The following is a 20,872-nucleotide window of genomic DNA, read 5'->3' as shown; positions in this document are numbered from 1 at the left end:
GGTCGGTCGATACTGATACGACCCCGCTAGAGTCTCTGATAAGTCGAATAATGTACTAATTCTCAACGGATCGGACCACGAGCATGAAACAAGACGTTTTCGGACAGATGAACACCCTGAGCCATTCGGCAAGCGCCGAGGCATGGGATGGCGTGCTGCTCGGGTTCATGGCGCATGCGGCGGTGACGCCTCAGCTTCTGGGAAAAGTTTTGGAGCTTGAGCCTGATTTTGCCCTGGGCCATGCGATCAAGGGTCTGTTCATGGTTCTGCTGGGCCGCCGCGAGATGATGCCAGTCGCCGTCGAAGCTCTGGCCGCTGCCAACGCAGCGATGGAGCGTCAGCCGGTAACCGCACGCGAACGCCTTTATGTGCAAGCTTTGGAGCTGTATCTGTCCGATCTGCCCTCGCAAGCCGTTCAGAAGTTCGAGGAAATCCTGCGCGCCCATCCGCAAGACTCGCTGGCGATGAAGCTCAGCCATGCCACTCGCTTTGTTCTGGGTGACGCCGAAGGCATGCGTCGCTCGATCGAACGTGTGATGCCGGCTTATGAGCCTGATCACGCGGGCCGTGGATATCTGTTGGGGTGTCATTCCTTCGCGTTGGAGGAAACCGGTGCCTATGAGAAGGCCGAGATTGCAGGCCGTCAGGCGCTGTGGATGGTGTCAGATGACGCATGGGGCCTGCATGCTGTGGCCCACGTGCATGAGATGACCGGCAACGCACAGCTGGGTCTGGACTGGCTGGCCGGGCGCGAGGACGCTTGGGCGCATTGTAACAACTTCCGCTATCACGTCTGGTGGCACAAGGCGCTGATGCATCTGGATCTGGGTCAGGTCGATCAGGTGATGGAGTTGTATGACAACTACATCCGTCAGGACAAAACCGACGATTACCGCGATATCTCGAACGCGACGTCGCTGCTGTCTCGGCTGGAACTTGAGGGCGTAAACGTCGGCAATCGCTGGGAAGAACTGGCTGACCTGAGCGCCAATCGCACCGAAGACGGCTGCCTGATCTTTGCCGATCTCCACTATTTGCTGGCTCTGACCGGCGATAGCCGGGACGAAGCAACCGGCAAGATGCTGAAACGCATCCAGAAAGACGCCCAGCGCAATCAGGGCGACACCCCGATCCGTATGTCCGATCCGGGCATCGCGGCGGCCAAAGGGCTTGAGGCCTTTGGTGACGGCCTTTACGGCCAAGCCTTTGATTTCCTGACCACTGCACGTGACGGAATGCAGATGGCAGGTGGCAGTCACGCGCAACGTGATGTATTCGAGCGCATCACAATTGATTCCGGCCTGCGCGCCGGGCGTCTGGATGCGGTCGAGCGCATCCTGGATGACCGCCGCGCAAAACGGGCCGGTGGCGAGGACAATTACGCCCTTGCGCGCCGCGCATTGATCGACGCGGCACGCGATGACCGGGATGCACAAAGCGTTCCGGCTGAATAACAAAAATAAAAAGACCAAAGAAGGACAGAACACGTATGGCGACAGCATCGCCCGCTTCTGATTTTGCGCCTGTGGCGGCTCAAGCAGCCGCCCCTGCCCGCGTGCGCGACCCGCGGCTGGATTTCTATCGCGGCATCGCGATGTTCATCATCTTGATCGCACATATCCCGAACGACCCTTGGGCCAGATGGATTCCGGCGCGGTTCGGTTATTCAGATGCAACCGAGATTTTCGTGTTCTGCTCGGGCATGGCCTCGGCCATTGCGTTCGGTGGGGCTTTTGCCCGCAAGGGTTGGTGGATGGGGACGGCTCGCGTGGCGTTCCGCATCTGGCAGGTTTACTGGGCGCATATCTGCCTGTTTTTCTTTGTGGCCATGTCGATGGCGGCGCTGGACCAGACGGGTTTCTTCGAGAAAACATACATTTCCTCGCTGAACCTCCAGCATTTCTTCAACGATCCTGCGCCACAGATGGTCGGCCTGTTCACGCTGACATACGTGCCGAACTACTTTGACATCCTGCCAATGTATCTGGTGGTTTTGGCGCTGATGCCAGTTTACATGGGCCTCTATCGCATCGGGTTCTGGGCCGTGGCCGCCACGTCGATTGCGATTTGGCTGGTGGCACAAACCGGTGCGCTGGCCCTGCCGGCCGAGCCTTGGTCAGACCGTCAGTGGTTCTTCAACCCCTTCGGCTGGCAGTTGCTGTTCTTTACCGGCTTTGCCTTCATGCGCGGGTGGATCCCTGCCCCACCCGTATCGAAAACCCTGATCTGGGCCGCTGTGCTGTTCCTGATCCTTTCGGCTCCGTTTGGATCGTGGAAGGTCTTTACCTGGATCAACAATGCCGCGCCGGAATTGGGTGCCGTGCTGCGCAAGGGCTGGCCCTTGACCTCGGACCTGCGGGGCAAGACCGAGTTTGGCCTGCTGCGCTATGTCCACTTCCTCTCACTGGCCTATCTGGGCTGGGTCGTCGCGGGTGAGCATGGCCATCGCCTGATCGCAACCGGCCAGGGTGCCGCCGCGAAAGTGTGGGAATTCCTGCTGACCGTCATCACCAAGGTCGGGCAGCAGTCGCTGGCGGTTTTCGTCTTTTCCATGGCAGCAGCGCGCCTGATCGGCGTTGGGCTGGACCTGAGTGGGCGGGATGTTGCCAGCGTTTTCATCGCCAACATGATTGGCTTTGCCATGATCATCGGCGTGGCCTATCTGGCCGGTTGGTTCAAGTCACACCCCTGGAAGTTTAAAAAATGAATTTCACACGTCGCGCATTTCTGGCCTCAACTTCGGCGCTTGCTTTCGCTCCGGCCACCTTTGCTGCCGGTGGCGAGGTCCCCTTTGACCGCAATGACGTGATCGCGCTGGCCCGTGAACTGGCCAACCAACCCTATGCCGAGCGCGAGATGGTGCCGCAGGAATGGCAGGACCTGACGTATCAACAGTATCGCTCGATCCGGTTCAGGCTGGACCGTGCGCTGTGGTATGAAACCCAGACGCCGTTCAACGTCGATTTCTTTACGCCAGGCCTGTACTTCCCCCGCACTGTTAAGGTTTCAACGGTCGAGGACGGGATGACCACCCCGGTGACGTTCGATCTGTCGATGTTCGACAAATCCGAAGACGTGCCGACCCTGCCCATCGACGACACGCTGGGGTTCTCGGGTTTGCGCCTGCGCACCGAAATGCACCGCCCCGGCAAGACTGATGAGTTCTGCGTCTGGCAAGGCGCCAGCTATTTCCGCGCTATTGGTCTGCACGAGGTTTACGGGCTGTCCGCGCGGGGTCTGGCCCTGAAAACCGGCGACCCGGATGGGGAGGAATTCCCCGAATTCATCCGCTTCTGGCTGGAACGCCCCAAACCCGGCCAGCGCAACATGGTCGTCCACGCGCTGATGGACAGCCCCAGCGTGACCGGGGCCTATCGGTTCAACGTCACCGCCGGGGCCGACTGCATCATGGATGTCGAAGCAACGCTCTTCCCCCGCGAAGAGCTGCCCCATGTGGGCATCGCGCCCGGCACCTCGATGTTCCTGTTCGACCAGACCAACCACAGCCGGTTTGACGACTTCCGCCCCGCCGTTCATGACAGCGACGGCTTGATGGTTCGCAATGGCGCGGGTGAGGTGCTGTGGCGGCCTTTGGCCAATCCCACCCGCCTGCAGATTTCGTCGTTCGTGGATACGAACCCACGCGGCTTTGGCCTGATGCAGCGGAAACGCAAGTTCTCGGACTATGCGGATCTTGAGGCGAATTACCACAAGCGCCCCGGCCTGTGGGTCGAACCCAAGGGCGATTGGGGTAAAGGCACTGTGACGCTGGTCGAGATTCCGGCGGATCAGGAGATCTATGACAACATCGTCGCCTATTGGCGCCCGGCCGAGCCCTATGCCGCCGGCAGCCAGATCGACATGTCCTACCGTCTGATCTGGGGCGAAGAACCCCAGCGCACGCCCATGCCGCGCGTGATCAGCACCGCGATGGGCGACAATACCTTCGGCGAAGGACGTCTGGCAGTGATCGATTTTGAGGCCTCGGACCTGTTCGATGACCCCGATGCGATGACCATCTTTGTTGACTCGCCCCATGCCGATACCTCGGACGGCGTCCTGCAACGCAACCCCGATACCGGCGGCTTGCGGCTGGCCTTCTCGTTCCAGCCGGGCGAGCGGAACCACGTAGAGCTGCGCGCGCAGCTTCTGAAGGACAAACAGCCCGCCTCTGAGGTTTGGCTCTACCGTTGGACCACATGAGCCGCGATCTGCATATCATGCCGCCCGAGGCCCCTCTGGCGATGCCCGCGCAGGATTTCAGCGCAGGGTTTCGGGATGCGCAGGTGCCGAATGGCAAGCGCGCCTCGGCCGGGTTCTGGCGTGCGCTGGCCTTTTCCCCTGCGATGGCGGCCACTCTGGGGCTGCTTTGGGTGATGTCCGACTGGTTCGGGGCCGAGGGGATCAACCTGATCGAAGGCATCCTGCTGACGCTGATCTCGTTTAACTTCTTCTGGATTTCTTTCACGGTCTGCACCGTGCTGCTGGGCATGGTGTCCCTGTCTCGGCAGGAACAGCCCAAATGCGAAGGCCGCCCTCAGCCCCTGCGCGTGGCGCTGTTGACGCCCGTCTACAACGAGGTGCCGTGGAACGTGCTGGGCAATGCCCGCACCATGCTGGAGGATCTGCGCAAGCGCGGTGGACAACATCACTATGCCATGTTCATCCTGTCCGACACGCGCGACCCCGAGATCGCCGCGCAGGAGCAGGCCAGTGTCGAGGCGCTGCGCACCACGCTCGCCCCTGGCCTTGAGCTGTATTACCGCCGTCGTCCTGAAAACACTGACCGCAAGGTGGGCAATATCGCCGATTGGGTCAGCCGCTGGGGGGCTGATTGGGATGCGATGCTGGTGTTGGACGCCGACAGTCTGATGACCGGCCGTGCCATCACCCGCCTGACCGACGCCTTGGCACGCGACCCCGGAGCCGGTCTGATCCAGAGCTATCCGCAGCTGATCGGCGCGCAATCGGTCTTTGCCCGGATGCAGCAATTTGCCAACGGCGTCTACGGCATCGCCTTTGCCGAAGGTCTGGCCCGTTGGTGCGGGCAAGAGGGCAATTACTGGGGCCACAACGCCATCATCCGCACCCGCGCCTTTGCTTCCAGCGCGGGTCTGCCCAAGCTGCGCGCTTTCAATGGTCAGGAAAAGCTGATCATGAGCCACGATTTCGTCGAGGCCGGACTCCTGCGCCGCGCCGGGTGGGCCGTGCGCTTCCTGCCGCGTATTCGCGGATCCTATGAGGAGACGCCCCCTACGCTGATCGACCACGCGCTGAGGGATCGGCGCTGGTGTCAGGGCAACTTGCAGCACCTGAAATTGCTGGGCTCGACCGGGTTCCGCGCGGTGTCCCGCTTCCACATGTTCCACGGTGCAGTCGGATATTTGATGTCGCCCCTGTGGTTTGCCCTGCTGGTTATGTGGGCGCTGATCGGTCAGGGTGAGGACGCGTCGGTCCTGTATTATTTCAGCCCAGACAACCCTCTGTTCCCGCAATGGCCCGAGATGTCGGAAACCCGCCATGTGCTGATCATCCTAGTCATGTACGCCATGCTGCTGGCGCCCAAGGTACTGGGCGTTCTTGCCCTGCCGTTAAGCGGTGTGCGCTATGCCGAGTTCGGCGGTGGCTTGAAATTCGTCACCTCGTTTCTTGCCGAAGTGGTGCTGTCAATTCTCTATGCACCCATCCTGATGGTACAGCAGATGATTGCCGTCTTCCGCACCGCCTTCGGTGTTCAAAAGGGGTGGTCTCCGCAAACGCGCGATGGCGGCAGCTATGGCTTGCGCACGTTGGTCCTGTGTCACGCACTGGAAACGGTAAGTGGCATTGCGTTGAGCGTGGGCATTCTGTCGGGCCTGGTGTCCATCTGGCTGGCCCCGATCGCGATCAGCCTGGCCTTTGCGATCCCATTGTCCGCGCTCAGCGGCGTATCTTCTGCATCTGCGCGCCGCATGGTCGGGATGAGAGAAGACGTCAAGGAACCCGCGATCACCCGGTCTGCCCGCCGTCACAGAGACGAGTTGAAGCGCGTGATCGAGGGCGAAGGCGTGATGACCCCGGCAGAATGATCACCCGCCGGGCAAGCCCTCATACCAATCAACCATCATATCGGACCAGCCTTTAGGTACGGTATGTCCGCCTGGGAACAACGCAAATTCCAGCGCGCTGCCATCTGCGCAACCGCCCCAATAGCGGCGCATAAAGGGGCCCGTGGTCGAAAAACCGCTGGGTTTGGTATCAACGCAGCCATTGGCCAAGCGCCAGATTTCCAGCCCGGCAAAGATATCGCCCTGATGGAACCGGCCCCCACCCAGCAGCCGCCCTTCCAGCGGCACCACATTGTCAATCCAGCCATGAGTATGAAACAGGCGCACCGGACCTTCGCAGGTTTCGGGATGCGGTCGCCAGAAACCGCCTGACACGGGCACGTAGGCCGAAAACGTCTCGGGTGCATCGCAAGCCAGATAATTGACCATGAACCCGCCAGCCGAGAACCCGCCCAAAATTACCCGGTCCCTGTCGATACCAAATCGTTCTGCAGCGTCATCTACCACTTCGGTCAGAAAGGCGGTCTCGTCCCGATCACCGAAACCGGGATAGAAATTCCAGCTTTTGATTCCGGGGCGGCTTGGTCGTTCCAACCCTTCGGGCGCCATCACAGCATATCCCCGTGCAAGCAGGGGCTTGACCATGCTGCGGTTCTTCATGGTGCCAGTACCGCTGCCCCCGTACCCGTGCAGAAACACGACCAGAGGTGCGTTGTCTGCTTTGGGCAGTTCGATGTGATACGCTCCCGAGTCGGTCTGACACGCCTCATCCTGATCCGCGCAAGCGGCATAACTGGCCTGCCCCGCAAATACAGCGGCCACCGCAATCGCGACAGCGCGGATCATTGGCCTGCCTCGTCATATGCGCCGACGGGCAGCCCCGCACGCACCCAACCCGGCCCCGCTGCGGAGCCCAACATACCTTCCGGCACGTCGATAATATTGGTGAACCCCGCCTCGCTGAGCTTGTTGCTGAGCCGCGCAGACCGCACTCCGCGCGCGCAAATCAGCGCAACCGGCGCATTCTTGTTCCCATCGGTCAATTCATCCAGCGCTGCGACGAAATCGTCGCGACGCATATCCAGCGGATAGGCCCCTTCGCCCACGCCCGTCGCCTGCCATTCCCGAGGCGTTCGGATATCCAGCAGTAAAATGTCGCCAGACAGGGCTTGCTGGTGCGCGGCTTCGACACTGAGATGTCCGCCAGCATAGCTGGGCGGGATCAAGCGGTATTCCCGGATTGCGAAACCGGTGGCGACAAGCGCCCCACCGCCAACCAATACCCACCTGCGGTTTTTGACTGTTTTGTCTGTCACGTCCGACCCTCCTGAACGGTCTTCGACGTTCTATCACACAGAGACAGTCAATTCCGCGCAGAATTTGCGAGTAGGGATCAAGTTCTTGTCAGAGATTTTTTCAAAAAATGCATTTGATTGCGCCTCTAGAACGAAGTGAAAAACTTGCAATAGCTGGACAGTCGAAAAATTTCCCTTACAAAAACAGTAATACATTGACCGCCAAGACCGGAGTATCGCACTTGTCCCTATTCCTCATCGCGGCCCTTCCCTTTCTCGGCGCTGTGTTTCCAGCCCTGCTGATCAGGGCAGGACGAAATGCAGCAGCCTCGGCCGCGGGTTTGACCACGTTTCTGGCCCTTGCTGGTCTGCTGATCCACATTCCGTCTGTTATGCGCGGGGATGTCGTAACCGCTCGGTTCGACTGGATACCCCTTCTGGGCCTGAACGCGAATTTCATGCTGGATGGACTTGGTTTCCTGTTTGCTCTGCTGATTCTTGGCATTGGTCTGCTGATCATTCTCTATGCGCGGTTCTATCTGTCGCGTGAGGACCCAATGGGTCAGTTCTACACCTATCTGCTGCTGTTTCAGGGCGCGATGGTCGGAATCGTCCTCTCCGACAACATTCTTCTTTTGCTTATCTTCTGGGAGCTTACATCTTTAAGCTCATTCCTTTTGATCGGTTATTGGAAACATCTGCCCGAAGGCCGTCAGGGTGCACGAATGGCATTGGCTGTCACCGGTTCGGGCGGTCTGGCGATGATCGCCGGGATGCTGATTTTGGGCAATATCGTCGGGTCGTATGACCTGAGCGTGATCCTTCAGAACAAAGAACTGATCCAAGCCTCACCCTATTACCTGCCGGCGTTGATTCTGATCCTTCTGGGGTGTTTCACCAAATCGGCGCAGTTCCCGTTCCATTTCTGGCTGCCCCACGCGATGGCCGCGCCGACGCCTGTTTCGGCCTATCTGCACTCGGCCACGATGGTTAAGGCGGGGCTGTTCCTGATGGCGCGGATGTGGCCGGTTCTGGCCGGGACCGATGCGTGGTTCTATATCGTGGCCACCACCGGGCTGGTGACGATGCTGATGGGCGCGGTGATTGCGCTGTTCAAGGATGACCTAAAGGCATTGCTGGCCTTTTCGACCGTGTCGCATCTGGGTCTGATCACCATGCTACTGGGCTTTGGCACCAAATTTGCTGCCGTGGCTGCCGTATTCCACATCATCAACCACGCAACGTTCAAAGCCGCGCTGTTCATGACCGCCGGGATCGTCGATCATGAAACGGGCACGCGCGACGTAAAGCGGCTGGGCGGGTTGCGTCACCTGATGCCAATCACTTTCACGATTGGCACCATAGCGGCCCTGTCTATGGCCGGTCTGCCACCGTTGAACGGTTTCCTGTCGAAAGAAATGATGCTGGAAGAAACCGTCCACACCACCTGGCTGCATTCGCACTACCTGGTGCCTGGGCTGGCCCTTCTGGCGGCACTGTTTTCAGCCGCCTATTCCTTCCGCTTTGTCAGCCATGTGTTCCTTGGTCCAAAACGCGACGACTATCCTGCGCATCCGCATGATCCACCTGTGGGTCTTTGGCTGGCCCCTGTGTTTTTGATTGTTTTGGTCGTTCTGATCGGCCTGTATTCCGCAGCGATTGTTGGCCCTCTGGTCGCCGTGGTTTCCAGCGCGGTGATTGGCGGCGAAAAACTGCCCTACTATTCGCTCAAGCTGTGGCACGGATTCACGCCTGCACTTTACATGTCAGTCGTCGCAACGCTGGGCGGCTTGTTCCTGCTGTCGCAGCATCGCCGGGCGGAAAGCCTTTGGAACGCCCTGCCCCGCCCCGAGGCTAAGGTGATCTTTGAAGCTGTGATCGCAGCGATGACTGCGCTTAGCCGCCGGATCACGGATTCGCTGCATAATGGTGTGATCAGTCGCTATGCCATGATCCTGATCGTGTTCACCGTGGGATTGGGATATTATGCCTATGCCACGGGCACGATCGGTCCGGTCACCCGCGAACCGCTTAAGCTTGAGATCATTCCGGTCGTCGGCTGGATCTGTCTGGTCGCCGCAACACTGGCTATCATGTGGTTCCACCGCAACCGCCTGTTGTCGCTGGTTCTGATCGGCGTCGTTGGCCTGATTGTTTCGATGGCGTTCAACTATCTATCGGCACCTGACCTTGCGCTGACTCAGATCTCGGTCGAAGTGGTGACAATGATCCTGCTTTTGTTGTCGCTGAACTTCCTGCCCACGGACACACCATGGGACAGCAGCGCGGCGCGGCGGTGGCGGGATGCAGCAATCTCGGTCGGGGCCGGAATCGGTACAGGTGCTCTGGTCTATGCACTGATGCTGAGGGACTTTGCCTTTCCCACGATCTCAGAGTTCCATCTGGCCAATTCCTACAAAGGTGGCGGGGGAACCAACGTGGTCAACGTGATCCTCGTGGACTTCCGAGGGTTTGATACGTTCGGAGAGATCATCGTGCTGGGCATTGCCGCTTTGATCATCTTTGCGCTGACGGAATCCGTTTTGGCGACCAACGTTCGGGCCTATCTGCTGAACCGCAAGCCGCACTGGCCTCAATCCGGGGATTCACATCCTTTGATGATGGTAGTGGTGACGCGTATGATGATGCCTATTGCTCTGATGGTGGGTGCCTACATCTTTTTCCGCGGCCACAACCAGCCTGGCGGAGGGTTCATCGCCGGCCTGATCGTGGCAATCGCCTTCCTGATGCAGTACATGGCCAGCGGCTATACTTGGGCGATCGAGCGCCAGCGGTTCTACTACCACGGCACAATCGGTTGGGGTGTTCTGATCGCTGCGGCAACGGGCATCGGCGCCTGGTTCAATGAACGGCCGTTCCTGACCAGTGACTTCGGGTATATTCACTGGCCCCCGCTCGAAGAGTTCGAATGGGCTACAGCAATCCTTTTCGATACCGGCGTTTTCCTGGCCGTTCTGGGTGCCGTGATGCTGGCGCTGGACAGCCTGTCGCGATTCGCATGGCAGCCGGGCATGGCGCAGGAATTCCCCATGGATATCAACCCGCTGCGTGACGATCCGACAGAAGAAGAACAAGAGAAGGAGCAGGTCTGATGGAAGCGCTGGTTGCCTCTGCCGTAGGCGTCATGACCACTGCCGGGATTTTCCTGATCCTGCGCCGTCGTACATTCCCGGTTATTCTGGGCCTGTCGCTGATCACCTACGCAGTGAACGTGTTTCTGTTTGCCACTGGTCGGTTGGCGCTGGACGCGCCTGCGGTGCTGAACAAATACGAGGATGTCCCTTACACCGATCCACTGCCGCAAGCGCTGGTGTTGACGGCAATCGTCATTTCTTTTGGCATGACAGCGGTGATCGTCATGATCTCGTTATCGGCCTATCTGTCGGCGCGAAATGACCACATCGACATGACCGCGCAAGACAATACCGACCCGGCAGGAGATGACGCATGAACCACTGGATCGTAGCGCCGATCGTCCTGCCCGCGATCCTGGCCCCATTCATCATCATGGTCCTGCGCTACCACCTTGACCTGCAGCGCATCTTCTCGGTCGCTGGAGTGGTGGGCCTGCTGGGGATCGCTCTGACCATCACGGCGCAAGCTGCAGGCGGTGATATCCAGGTTTATGAACTGGGCAACTGGCCCGCACCCTTCGGTATCGTTCTTGTGCTGGATAGGCTGTCAGCCATGATGGTCCTGCTGACCGCGCTGCTGGCCCTGCCCATCGTGCTATATGCCATCGCCTCAGGTTGGGACGACAGGGGTAAGCATTTTCACGCGTTGTTTCACTTTCAGCTCATGGGCGTGTGTGGTGCCTTCCTGACGGGTGATGCTTTCAACCTGTTCGTGTTCTTCGAGGTCCTTCTGATCGCGTCCTATGGCCTGATGACCCATGGCGGCGGCGCGGTTCGCCTAAAGGCAGGTGTGCAATACGTCGCCTATAACCTGCTGGGTTCGACCCTGTTCCTGTTCGCGCTGGGCACGCTTTATGCGGTGACAGGCACGCTGAACATGGCGGATATGGCGGTGCGCGTTGCGGAATTGCCTGCCGAGGATACTGCTCTGTTGCGTGTGGGCGCGGTGCTGCTGTTGCTGGTCTTCTGTATCAAAGCCGCTGTTCTGCCCCTGCATTTCTGGCTGCCCGCCAGCTATGCCAACGCGCCACTGCCGGTCGCGGCCTTGTTTGCGATCATGACCAAAGTCGGGGCCTATTCGATCCTGCGGATGTATACGCTTGGCTTTGGCCCCGAGGTCGAAGCCACGCAGGGCCTGGTCGGGACATGGTTGCAACCCGCCGCACTGGTGACGCTGGCCGTCGGAGCGATTGGTATCCTTGGCGCGCAGCACATCGCCCGGATGGTGGCCTTCTGCGCCATTGCCTCGATGGGGACGCTGTTGGTCGCTATCTCGTTGTTCACCGAAGCGGCCACTGGCGCGGCTCTCTATTACGTCTATCACTCGACACTGGCGACCGCCCTGATGTTCCTTGTGGCCGATCTGGTCGTCGAACGTCGCGGCGGAGCGATCGCCCCGACTGCGCCAATGCCGCAAAGCGGGCTGGTCTCGGCCCTGTTCTTCGTCGGTGCGATTGCGTTGGCGGGCATGCCGCCCTTGTCCGGGTTTATCGGCAAGCTGCTGGTACTGGACGCAGCACGGGACGCACCGGACGCAAACGCCATCTGGGCCGTCGTGCTGATCGGGTCCTTCGTGACAATTGTCGGACTGGCCCGTGCCGGCACACTGATCTTCTGGAAAAGCCACGACGCGCAGCATATCGACGATGGCGGCCAAGGTGACGTGGCCGAGCAGCCAGCCCCCGAACCCAATCCTGCTCTTGCTCTGACCTCGGTTTTCGGGCTGGTTCTGGGTTTGGTTCTGCTAACTCTTTTTGCCGGCCCTGCCCTGACCTATGCCACGAAAACGGCCGAGCAGCTTTACACGCCTGACGCCTACATCTCAGCCGTATTGGGAGGAGAAGAATGATCAGACTTCTGCGCCGGATTTTCCCCCACCCGCACCTGACATTTCTGCTGACGGTCGTCTGGGTATTGCTTGCCAACACGGGTTCGTTGAACTCGGTCGTGTTTGGCCTGCTGCTGGGAATTATTATCCCCTTCATCACGCAACCTTATTGGCCCGACCGCCCGAAACTGCGCAACTGGCCAATGATCGCGGAATATATGCTGATTGTGCTGTGGGATATCGTTGTTGCCAACGTCACAGTGGCCATGATCATCCTGTTTAAACGTGACGCGGACCGGAAACCGAGCTGGATCAGTGTCCCGCTGGAGTTGCGCACACCCGAAGCGATCACTGTGCTGGCCAGCACCATCACGATGACGCCCGGAACCGTCAGCAGCGACCTGTCCGCTCAGGGTCACTGTCTTCTGGTTCACTGCCTGGATGCGCCAGACCCGGAAGCGGTTCGCGACCAGATCAAACAACGTTACGAGCGGCGGCTGAAGGAGATTTTCGAATGATCGACGCGGCGATACAATTTGCCTTTGTCTGTTTCGGGGCCGCAATCATGATGTGTCTTTGGCGGATCATCACTGCTGATGGCGTGGGTACCCGGGTTCTGGCCTTGGATACGATGGTGATCAATACGATCGCTTTGATTGTGCTGTACGGCCTGTATCTCGGCACCGAGATCTTTTTCGAGGCCGCCATGATCATCGCCATGCTCGGCTTTGTCTCAACCGTGGCCTACGCACGCTTTATGCTGCGCGGCAACATTATTGAATGAGGGCGGAATGACATTCATTTTCGAACTGTTGATCGCCTTCTTTCTGGTTATCTCGGGCATCTTTGGATTTGTCGGCTCGTTTGGGATGATCAAGTTAAAAGACCCGATGTCGCGCCTGCACGCACCGACCAAGGCGACCACTTTGGGGGTAGGCGGCGTTTTGCTGGCCTCAATCTGCCACTCGGTACTTCTGGAAGGCAAGCTGTCCCTTCATGAACTGCTGATCACTCTGTTTTTGTTCCTGACCGCCCCGATCACGGCCCTGTTCATTGCCAAATGGCATATTCACCGCCATGAAAAGCCTGACGATCTGCCGGATGCTGGCGAGGATGAGCTTTGGGCCACCCACGCGGTCGAACAGGTCGAAGACGTCCCGGACCACAGCAAGACCTGATAACCATGCACATGCCTCCGCTGCCCCTGACCCGTGATCTGGTTCTCATTGGCGGAGGCCACACGCATGCGCTGCTGCTGCGTATGTGGGGGATGAACCCCCTGCCCGGCGCGCGGATCACTGTGATCAACCCCGGCCCGACTGCGCCATATTCCGGCATGCTGCCGGGGTTTGTCGCCGGTCACTATGAGCGTTGGGAACTGGATATCGATCTTGTTAAACTGGCCCGTTTCGCAGGCGCGCGAGTTATATTGGGGGCCGTTCAGGGCATCGACAGCAAAAACCGTACCGTCCATGTCCCCGGACGTCCTCCGGTCGCGTTCGATGTGGCGTCGGTGAATGTAGGGATCACCTCTGACATGCCGGCACTGCCCGGTTTTGCCGAACACGCCATCCCCGCGAAACCGCTTGGCCCCTTTGCTGCACAATGGGCGGCCTATCTGGACGGCACCGGCCCTGCCGCTGTTACCGTGATCGGAGGCGGCGTCGCAGGGGTCGAACTGATCATGGCAATGGCCCACGCCCTAAAGGCCAAAGGTCGAACGGCGCAGGTCACCCTGATCGACAATGCGAAAGCTCTGACCGCGACTGGGGAAAAGGCAGCCGCCACTATCCGCCATACCATGGCTGAGCTTGGCGTCGACGTGATCGAAGACGCCGAAATCGACAGGATCGCAAACGATCATGTCGCACTGAAAGACGGGCGCACTGTTCCCGCAGGTTTCGTGACCGGCGCAGCAGGCGCACGCCCTTACAGCTGGATCGCCGACACAGAGCTTGATCTGCAAGACGGGTTCATTTCCGTAAACGGCCAGTTGCAATCCAGCGATCCCGCTATTTTTGCGGCCGGGGATTGCGCCCATTTGTCCGAAAACCCCCGCCCCAAGGCAGGTGTCTATGCAGTCCGCGAGGCACCAATCCTGTTCAACAACCTCCGAGCCGCGCTTGGGGCCGGAACAATGCGCCGCTATGCACCCCAAAAAGACTATTTGAAACTAATCTCGTTGGGCGGAAAATCCGCTCTGGGGGAGAGGTTGGGAACATCGTTCAGCGGCCCGTTGATGTGGCGTTGGAAAAACCACATCGACCAAACTTTCATGAACAAATTCCGCAACCTGCCTGAAATGGCAAAGACTGCTCTACCGGCACAGCACGCGGCTGGACTTGCCGAAGCCGCTGGTGACAAACCCATGTGCGGTGGCTGCGGAGCCAAGATGGGTCGTGGCGCATTGCGGTCTGCCCTGTCGGCGCTGCCCCGGTCAGAAAGGCCAGACGTCTTATCGCTGCCCGGCGACGACGCCGCAATTCTGACAACCGGTGGCACGCGCCAGGTGATGACCTCGGATCACCTGCGGGCTGTGACCGATGATCCGGTAATGATGACCCGTATCGCTGCGGTTCACGCGTTGGGGGATATCTGGGCGATGGGGGCCGCGCCGCAGGCTGCGACGGCAACGCTTATTCTGCCTCGTATGTCTGCTGACCTGCAGCACCGCACGATGGCCGAGATCATGGCGACCGCCGATGATGTGATGCGACAGGCCGGAGCCGAAATCGTTGGCGGACACAGCTCGATGGGGGATGAAATGACCATCGGCTTCACGTTGACAGGGCTGTGCGAGCGCGATCCGATCACTCTGTCCGGCGCCCGCGCGCAAGACGCCTTGATCCTGACCAAGCCACTGGGCAGCGGTGTCATCATGGCCGCGGAAATGGCGGGGTTGGCCAAAGGTGAATGGGTGGCGCAAGCCTTTGACCAAATGGTTCATCCGCAGGGTGAAGCCGCCCGACTGCTGGCCGACGCCCATGCAATGACCGATGTGACGGGGTTTGGGCTGGCCGGGCATCTGCTGGGTATGTGCGAGGCCTCGGAGTGTGGCGCGATACTGGATTTGGACGCAATTCCCTTGATGAAAGGCGCGCTGGAACTGTCCCGGACAGGCGTGCGCTCGACCCTGTTTGCAGATAATCGCGTCGCGACCCCTGATTTACCCGAAGGCGGCAAGGCCGACCTGCTTTTTGATCCGCAAACCGCCGGAGGCTTATTGGCCGCCGTCCCCGCCGACCATGCCCATGGAATTTGCGAGCGCCTGCGCGCAGCAGGGTATCCAGCTGTGGTGATCGGACAGATTACGGAAACGGCCGGCGTGCGGCTTTCATAGCTGGTCCAAAACCGCTTTGATCTGATCCGCTGCATCGCTCAGACCAACAGCGTCCAATGACGCAGCATCGATACTTGCGATCACATTCGACACCCGAGTACGGCTGGACTTGGTATAGGCCGGGTCATAGTGCTGCTGCATCAAAGCGCTGGTCAAAGCACGCTTGTCTCCGGCTTCGATCAGTTTGATCCAACCATCGACCACGTCATGGCCCCGGTGGAACCGCAATGGCGACAGGCGATCCTTGAGCCGTTCGGTATCTGCCAGGACATCCTCATAGGCGGACACAAGATAATCCGACCGGGCCGCGATCGTTGCCCGCACAAGTATGCGCGATGCGTTGCGCAATGCAGACCAGACCGAAGGCGGCAGGATCAGAGTTCCGATTTTGGACGATTCCGCCTCAACAACGACCGGGCGGCTTGGATCCAGATTGCACAGAGCACCGGCCAGCACGGATTCGAAGGCCTTTTGACTGGGTTGTCCTCCGGGCATCTCGCCCAGCAAAGATCCACGATGATTGGCCAAGCCTTCAAGGTCCAGCACTTGAACGCCCTGGGCCTTAAGAAGCGTAAGCAGCTCCGTCTTGGCAGTTCCGGTATATCCATCCAGCGCATATAGGCGGTGGGGCAACGGTTCATCATAGAGGTACCGCTTCACCAGCCTGCGATATGTCCGATAGCCGCCCTCAACCACCTCAGCCCGCCAACCGATCTGTTGCAACATCCAAGTAAACGACCCGGATCGTTGACCGCCGCGCCAGCAATAGACCAGCGGCTTCCAACCGCCTTCGTGATGCGACAGGCTGTTTTCGATATGATTTGCGGCATTTCGAAAGACCAGGGCCGCCCCCAGTTTACGCGCCAGAAATGGGCTTTGCTGCACGTAAATTGTACCGACGCGTGCGCGCTCTTCATTATCCAGAACCGGAAGACTGATGGCGCCCGGCAGGTGATCCTCGGCGAATTCAGCGGGGCTGCGCACGTCGATCACAGTGTCGAAGTCGTGCGCGTAGAGATCGGGCAAACTGTTAAATGTCAAAGCCATGCCAACGATCTATCTTGCGCAAGCGGGCTTGAAAAGGACAGCCGTCATTCGACCAGAGGCTCGATCAGTGAAGACCCGCTGGCCCGGTTCGAATTCACGACCGGGTCAACGCGGTGGTATGTCAGGACATCTTCGGCACCCGGCGTCATAAGTCGCGCGGCCCCTTTCCCGGTCTCACCCAGCCACAGTGGCCAGTCCTGTTGTTCAAGGATCAATGGCATACGGTGATGAATGGCCCCAAGACGCGTGTTGGCGGGCGTGGTCACGATGGCGCATGTCCCTTGTCGGTTCTCGTCAGAGCCCCAATTCTGCCAGACCCCCGCAAAAGCAATCGGCGCTTGATCCTGACGATGGATATACCATGGCAGGCGGTCACCGTTCGGAGTTTTCGTCCATTCGTAAAACCCTGTCGCCACAATCAGACACCGCCTCTCGCGGCAGGCTGCGCGAAAGGCAGGTTTTTCAGCCAGGGTTTCTGACCGGGCATTGATTAGCAACGGCCCGGCCGTTTCAGATTTGTACCAGTGCGGGATAAAACCCCAGCGCAAGGGATCAAGGGTGCGCCCGGCCTGATCAGAGCGGACCACATGCACTTGATTTGTCGGGCAAACGTTAAAGTTGGGCACTGCGGGCAACGTATTCGCGGGCCGCGCTGAAAACAGCTGCGCCATAGCGTCGTTTGGAAGAGTTATTGCAAACCGTCCGCACATAGGAGATGAACCATCAATATTCGTTTCGTTCGGGCAAAGGTTCTCACGGGGTCTCATGCAAAATCAAACAGCGAAAACCATAAAAGGCAAGGCTGTGGCCGCTTTAGAGGCTGGCAAGCTTCAACAGGCACTGAAAAAGGCGCAGTTGGGTCTGAAGAAATTTCCAGCTGACACAGATTTTCACGCCATTTCCGGGTTTGTCCTGACCGAGCTGAAACAGTATCGAAAATCCATTCCGCATTTCGTTGAGGCATCCAAACGAAAGCCAAACGATCCCCAGTTTGCGGAAAACCTTGCAAACGCTTTGATGCAGACCGGGCAAATTCCAAAAGCATTGGAGTATGCCGAGCAAAAACTGCAGAAATTTCCCAATAACAAGGAGCTGAGCCGGGTTATTGACGAAATTGAGCTTAAAGGCAGCAACTGGCGTGCCATCATCGACAACGCAACCAAGAAGTTAGAGAGCGACCCGGACAATGCCAGCCTGTTGTCGTCTCGCGCCAGAGCTTATGGGCGCATTGGCTTTGTTGAAGAAAATACGCGCGACATTGCCCGAGCTTTCGAGCTTGCTCCGGACAACGAGAGCATCGCGTTCCAAAAAGCAATCAATTTGCACCAGAGCGGCGACAAGGAAACCGCCGGTGAAATCCTGCGTAAGATTACAGCACAAAACCCCGAGCACGTTTTTTCACTTCTTCAGTTGTCGACAATGGCTAACAAGGACAGTGCGCCCGACTTAATCGAGAAGGTTGAGACAGCCATTGCAAATAGCGAACACAAGCTGTCCGAGCTTGAATTTGCGAAGGCACATTTGCTGTCCAAAACTCAGGGGCTTAACGCTGCGCTGCCTCAATTCGAGCGCGCGAACGCAATTCAACACGAAACAATCCCGTACGATTTCGCGGCAGAAGAGCAAAAGTTCGAAGTGATCACCGAGCAGTTCCGTGAAAACACCGATCTTCCGTCCTCTGATATAAGCGAAAGCCCTGTACCAATCTTCGTTCTGGGACAGCCTCGTTCGGGTACGACCTTGATGGAGATGATGCTCAGTTCTGCCCCCGGGGTTGCAGGATGTGGCGAGCTGACGGTGGCCGCCGATCTCTCGCGTGATTTTGAGCAGGCGTCTCATGCTTTCAGCTCGCAGAATGCAAGCGAGTTCGCACGGGACTTTCGCGCCCTAATGCCCCCAATCCCAGAAGGATCGGTCGCGTTTGTCGACAAGATGCCACACAATTTCCAGCGAATTGGATTCTTGCTGGCAGCATTTCCGAACGCAAAGATCATTAACATGCTTCGGGATCCGCGGGACGTCGGTTTGTCAAAATGGATCAGGCGCTTTCCAGCGGGTGGAATGCGGTATGCCTCGAACCAAAAGGCGATCGCGCATACCGCGAATATGTATCGACGCTACATGACGCATTGGAACACGGTGTTTGGCGACCGAATACTGACAGTCCAATACGAAAAACTGGTTGAAGACCCAAAGACTTACAGCCAACAGGTTGCTGCGTTCTGTGACCTCGAGTGGACCGAGACGATGATGCATCCGGAGGAAAACACCAAGCAGGTCAGGACGGCTAGCATCGATCAGGTGCGTAAGAAGATTTCAACTAAGTCGATCGGCGGCTGGCGCAGCGTATCCGACCACCTTCAGCCGATGTTGCAATGCCTCGATCCCGAGCTTTGGCCAGAATACGATTTTGACTGACCAAAAAAGGCCGCGCAGCATGGCGCGGCCTTTGCCAATAGAATAACGGGTTACTTCTGCTTGATGCGCCCGTCCAGGTACGGCGTGTAAGGCGCGTTTTCCGCAAGATATTCAGCAGTTACATCCGCCAGATCCGGGCCAAAATCATAGGCGTTCTTGTCGTCACCCTCGAACATTTTGTATCCGTCGCCGCCGTTGCGAACATAGTTGTTGGTCACCACAAGGTAAGTCGCTTCCGGATCAATCGGAATATAGCCGCCATCCTTGGCCACCATAACTTCGGTGATACGTCCCTCGTTAGGCGCAACCGATGGGTCCCACGTAAAGGTCATACCGGCCACCTGAGGGAAACGACCTTTGACCTCTTCGACCTGGCTCACACCGTTTTCCAGCGCATCGATGACACCCTGACCACTGATCTCGAAAGTCGAAAGAGTGTTCTGGAACGGAAGAACAGTCAGGACTTCGCCCATGGTCACTTCACCCTCGTCGATTGACGCGCGCAGGCCGCCTGAGTTTGCAATCGCAATCTGGGCACCCTGATCCGCGACGCGCGCCAGCATTGCATCTGCAACGAGGTTGCCCATTTCACACTCCTGAACCCGGCATACATCGCGATTGCCTTCGATCGACGCAGCTGAGTTGGCGACGACCCGTTTCTTCATCTCTTCAATCGGTGCGCCCATCTCGGAGACTCGTGCAGCGACGTCGGGATCGGGCGTCACAGACGCATCCAACAGGATCGGTTCGCCTTCTGCCGAAACCAGGTTTCCATCATCGTCAAAGGTCAGAGTAACCTCACCCAGATACTTGGAATAAGCGTAAGCCTGAACCACGGGCACATCACCTACCATCAGAGGATAAGATCCGGCGGCCCCTTCCTGCGTATTCGACAGCAACGTATGCGAGTGCCCGCCGATGACCAAATCAAGACCCGGGACCTTCTCGGCAATTTCGATGTCCTTGGCCAGACCGACGTGATTCAGCGCAATGACTATGTCGACACCTTCGGCCTGCAACGCCTCTACATCTGCTTTCAGGCTGTCGATTTCATCTTGGAACAGAACGTCCTTGCCGGGGCTGGATGTATCTACGGTATCGGTTGCCAAAGCGGATACTATACCAACCTTTTGCCCGCCGACATCCAGAACCAGATGCCCTTGTACGCGGTCTTTCAACTCTGCCGAAGATGACAGATCAAGGTTGCCGGAGATTACAGGAAAGCTCACCGCGTCAACGAAAGCCGCCAGACCTTCGGGGCCATCGTCGAATTCGTGGTTGCCGACCGCCATCGCGTCGTAGCCGATGGCCTCCATGAACTCTGCCTCGGCTGCACCTTTATAGGTAGTATAGAAAAGCGAGCCTTGAAACGGATCGCCTGCATCCAGCACCAGAACGTTTTGTCCGTCCAACGCATCGCGACGCCCGTCAATTGCCGTCTTCAACCGCGCCATACCGCCAAAGCACTTACCCTCGGCTTCGTCCTCGGCGTCACAGGTTGAATCGTATTTGTTGATCGATTCGATACGACTGTGGATATCATTGGTGTGAAGAATGGTCAGCTTGTACTCGGCCGCAGCCATGCCTGCGGTCAGGCCCAGAACGGCGGCCGATGTCAGCAAACGGGTGAACATATTCAAACTCCCTATTGTTATTTGCCGTGATGGTGCGCCGTGTTGCGGGAAGAGTCAAAGGGGGAAATCCGGCTTGATTCTACCTGCTGCGCGGGGCATCACGGCCCT

The 20,872-nt window shown here is 58.4% G+C and carries 17 protein-coding genes; 12 read left to right on the top strand and 5 right to left on the bottom strand.

The features are described 5' to 3' along the window. Positions 1-83 precede the first annotated feature (83 nt). Genes ACR3EG_RS07410 through mdoH form a run of 4 tightly spaced genes read left to right on the top strand, consistent with a single transcriptional unit; the run spans position 84 to position 6,068 of the window. Positions 84-1,454, top strand: a complete 1,371-nt coding sequence (locus ACR3EG_RS07410; RefSeq protein WP_480494570.1) for a tetratricopeptide repeat protein — start codon at positions 84-86, stop codon at positions 1,452-1,454. Between the two features lie 35 nt (positions 1,455-1,489). Next, positions 1,490-2,707, top strand: coding sequence for an OpgC family protein (locus ACR3EG_RS07405; RefSeq protein WP_480494568.1), 1,218 nt, complete (start codon positions 1,490-1,492; stop codon positions 2,705-2,707). Continuing rightward, entirely contained in the window at positions 2,704-4,203 is a 1,500-nt protein-coding gene (locus tag ACR3EG_RS07400; RefSeq protein WP_480494566.1) for an OpgD/OpgG family glucan biosynthesis protein, read from the top strand. Before ACR3EG_RS07405 ends, ACR3EG_RS07400 begins: the two co-directional genes overlap by 4 nt. Next, on the top strand, positions 4,200-6,068 hold the full coding sequence (gene mdoH, locus ACR3EG_RS07395) for a glucans biosynthesis glucosyltransferase MdoH (RefSeq protein ID WP_480494564.1): 1,869 nt from the start codon (positions 4,200-4,202) through the stop codon (positions 6,066-6,068). The genes ACR3EG_RS07400 and mdoH overlap by 4 nt, the downstream gene beginning before the upstream one ends. Here mdoH and ACR3EG_RS07390 read toward each other — a convergent pair whose 3' ends face one another. Together ACR3EG_RS07390 and ACR3EG_RS07385 are read right to left on the bottom strand one after the other, a co-directional pair. After that, positions 6,069-6,893: a CE1 family esterase gene (locus ACR3EG_RS07390; RefSeq protein WP_480494562.1), complete on the bottom strand. Its 825-nt coding sequence runs from the start codon at positions 6,891-6,893 to the stop codon at positions 6,069-6,071. Next, the gene (locus ACR3EG_RS07385) at positions 6,890-7,363 is read right to left on the bottom strand and encodes a rhodanese-like domain-containing protein (RefSeq protein ID WP_209194188.1); all 474 of its coding nucleotides are present in this window, start codon (positions 7,361-7,363) and stop codon (positions 6,890-6,892) included. The genes ACR3EG_RS07390 and ACR3EG_RS07385 overlap by 4 nt, the downstream gene beginning before the upstream one ends. A 221-nt stretch (positions 7,364-7,584) precedes the next feature. Here ACR3EG_RS07385 and ACR3EG_RS07380 point away from each other — a divergent pair, with 221 nt between their 5' ends. The 7 genes from ACR3EG_RS07380 to selD are packed head-to-tail and all read left to right on the top strand — an operon-like array spanning position 7,585 to position 15,665. Further along, positions 7,585-10,455: a monovalent cation/H+ antiporter subunit A gene (locus ACR3EG_RS07380; protein ID WP_480494559.1), complete on the top strand. Its 2,871-nt coding sequence runs from the start codon at positions 7,585-7,587 to the stop codon at positions 10,453-10,455. Then, a complete protein-coding gene (locus ACR3EG_RS07375) occupies positions 10,455-10,814 on the top strand; it encodes a Na+/H+ antiporter subunit C (RefSeq protein WP_170354688.1) in 360 nt (119 codons plus the stop codon). Before ACR3EG_RS07380 ends, ACR3EG_RS07375 begins: the two co-directional genes overlap by 1 nt. After that, entirely contained in the window at positions 10,811-12,346 is a 1,536-nt protein-coding gene (locus tag ACR3EG_RS07370; RefSeq protein WP_480494557.1) for a monovalent cation/H+ antiporter subunit D, read from the top strand. The genes ACR3EG_RS07375 and ACR3EG_RS07370 overlap by 4 nt, the downstream gene beginning before the upstream one ends. Further along, positions 12,343-12,843, top strand: coding sequence for a Na+/H+ antiporter subunit E (locus ACR3EG_RS07365; RefSeq protein ID WP_480494555.1), 501 nt, complete (start codon positions 12,343-12,345; stop codon positions 12,841-12,843). The genes ACR3EG_RS07370 and ACR3EG_RS07365 overlap by 4 nt, the downstream gene beginning before the upstream one ends. After that, the gene (locus ACR3EG_RS07360) at positions 12,840-13,109 is read left to right on the top strand and encodes a K+/H+ antiporter subunit F (RefSeq protein ID WP_209194184.1); all 270 of its coding nucleotides are present in this window, start codon (positions 12,840-12,842) and stop codon (positions 13,107-13,109) included. The genes ACR3EG_RS07365 and ACR3EG_RS07360 overlap by 4 nt, the downstream gene beginning before the upstream one ends. 7 nt (positions 13,110-13,116) lie before the next feature. Continuing rightward, positions 13,117-13,503 (top strand): Na+/H+ antiporter subunit G, encoded by a 387-nt coding sequence (locus ACR3EG_RS07355; RefSeq protein ID WP_170354691.1) that lies wholly within the window; start codon positions 13,117-13,119, stop codon positions 13,501-13,503. 5 nt (positions 13,504-13,508) lie between these two features. Continuing rightward, the gene (selD, locus tag ACR3EG_RS07350; RefSeq protein WP_480494553.1) at positions 13,509-15,665 is read left to right on the top strand and encodes a selenide, water dikinase SelD; all 2,157 of its coding nucleotides are present in this window, start codon (positions 13,509-13,511) and stop codon (positions 15,663-15,665) included. Here selD and mnmH read toward each other — a convergent pair. Together mnmH and ACR3EG_RS07340 are read right to left on the bottom strand one after the other, a co-directional pair. Then, a complete protein-coding gene (gene mnmH, locus ACR3EG_RS07345; protein ID WP_480494551.1) occupies positions 15,660-16,712 on the bottom strand; it encodes a tRNA 2-selenouridine(34) synthase MnmH in 1,053 nt (350 codons plus the stop codon). The genes selD and mnmH overlap by 6 nt on opposite strands. Before the next feature lie 44 nt (positions 16,713-16,756). Then, positions 16,757-17,422: an SOS response-associated peptidase gene (locus tag ACR3EG_RS07340; protein ID WP_480494549.1), complete on the bottom strand. Its 666-nt coding sequence runs from the start codon at positions 17,420-17,422 to the stop codon at positions 16,757-16,759. A gap of 55 nt (positions 17,423-17,477) precedes the next feature. Here ACR3EG_RS07340 and ACR3EG_RS07335 point away from each other — a divergent pair, with 55 nt between their 5' ends. After that, the gene (locus tag ACR3EG_RS07335) at positions 17,478-19,130 is read left to right on the top strand and encodes a tetratricopeptide repeat-containing sulfotransferase family protein (protein WP_480494547.1); all 1,653 of its coding nucleotides are present in this window, start codon (positions 17,478-17,480) and stop codon (positions 19,128-19,130) included. Between the two features lie 50 nt (positions 19,131-19,180). Here the strand turns inward: ACR3EG_RS07335 and ACR3EG_RS07330 are convergent, their stop codons facing one another. Beyond that, a complete protein-coding gene (locus ACR3EG_RS07330) occupies positions 19,181-20,764 on the bottom strand; it encodes a bifunctional metallophosphatase/5'-nucleotidase (RefSeq protein ID WP_480494545.1) in 1,584 nt (527 codons plus the stop codon). Positions 20,765-20,872: the final 108 nt, after the last annotated feature.

This window comes from Ruegeria sp. AM7 (assembly GCF_056535965.1).
This window is presented reverse-complemented; position numbering and strand designations above follow the sequence as displayed.

Coding starts and splice junctions, on each gene's coding strand:
- ACR3EG_RS07410 (WP_480494570.1), top strand. CDS start 84: ATGAAACAAGACGTTTTCGGACAGATGAACACCCTGAGCCATTCGGCA.
- ACR3EG_RS07405 (WP_480494568.1), top strand. CDS start 1,490: ATGGCGACAGCATCGCCCGCTTCTGATTTTGCGCCTGTGGCGGCTCAA.
- ACR3EG_RS07400 (WP_480494566.1), top strand. CDS start 2,704: ATGAATTTCACACGTCGCGCATTTCTGGCCTCAACTTCGGCGCTTGCT.
- mdoH (WP_480494564.1), top strand. CDS start 4,200: ATGAGCCGCGATCTGCATATCATGCCGCCCGAGGCCCCTCTGGCGATG.
- ACR3EG_RS07390 (WP_480494562.1), bottom strand. CDS start 6,893: ATGATCCGCGCTGTCGCGATTGCGGTGGCCGCTGTATTTGCGGGGCAG.
- ACR3EG_RS07375 (WP_170354688.1), top strand. CDS start 10,455: ATGGAAGCGCTGGTTGCCTCTGCCGTAGGCGTCATGACCACTGCCGGG.
- ACR3EG_RS07370 (WP_480494557.1), top strand. CDS start 10,811: ATGAACCACTGGATCGTAGCGCCGATCGTCCTGCCCGCGATCCTGGCC.
- ACR3EG_RS07365 (WP_480494555.1), top strand. CDS start 12,343: ATGATCAGACTTCTGCGCCGGATTTTCCCCCACCCGCACCTGACATTT.
- ACR3EG_RS07360 (WP_209194184.1), top strand. CDS start 12,840: ATGATCGACGCGGCGATACAATTTGCCTTTGTCTGTTTCGGGGCCGCA.
- ACR3EG_RS07355 (WP_170354691.1), top strand. CDS start 13,117: ATGACATTCATTTTCGAACTGTTGATCGCCTTCTTTCTGGTTATCTCG.
- selD (WP_480494553.1), top strand. CDS start 13,509: ATGCACATGCCTCCGCTGCCCCTGACCCGTGATCTGGTTCTCATTGGC.
- mnmH (WP_480494551.1), bottom strand. CDS start 16,712: ATGGCTTTGACATTTAACAGTTTGCCCGATCTCTACGCGCACGACTTC.
- ACR3EG_RS07340 (WP_480494549.1), bottom strand. CDS start 17,422: ATGTGCGGACGGTTTGCAATAACTCTTCCAAACGACGCTATGGCGCAG.
- ACR3EG_RS07335 (WP_480494547.1), top strand. CDS start 17,478: ATGCAAAATCAAACAGCGAAAACCATAAAAGGCAAGGCTGTGGCCGCT.
- ACR3EG_RS07330 (WP_480494545.1), bottom strand. CDS start 20,764: ATGTTCACCCGTTTGCTGACATCGGCCGCCGTTCTGGGCCTGACCGCA.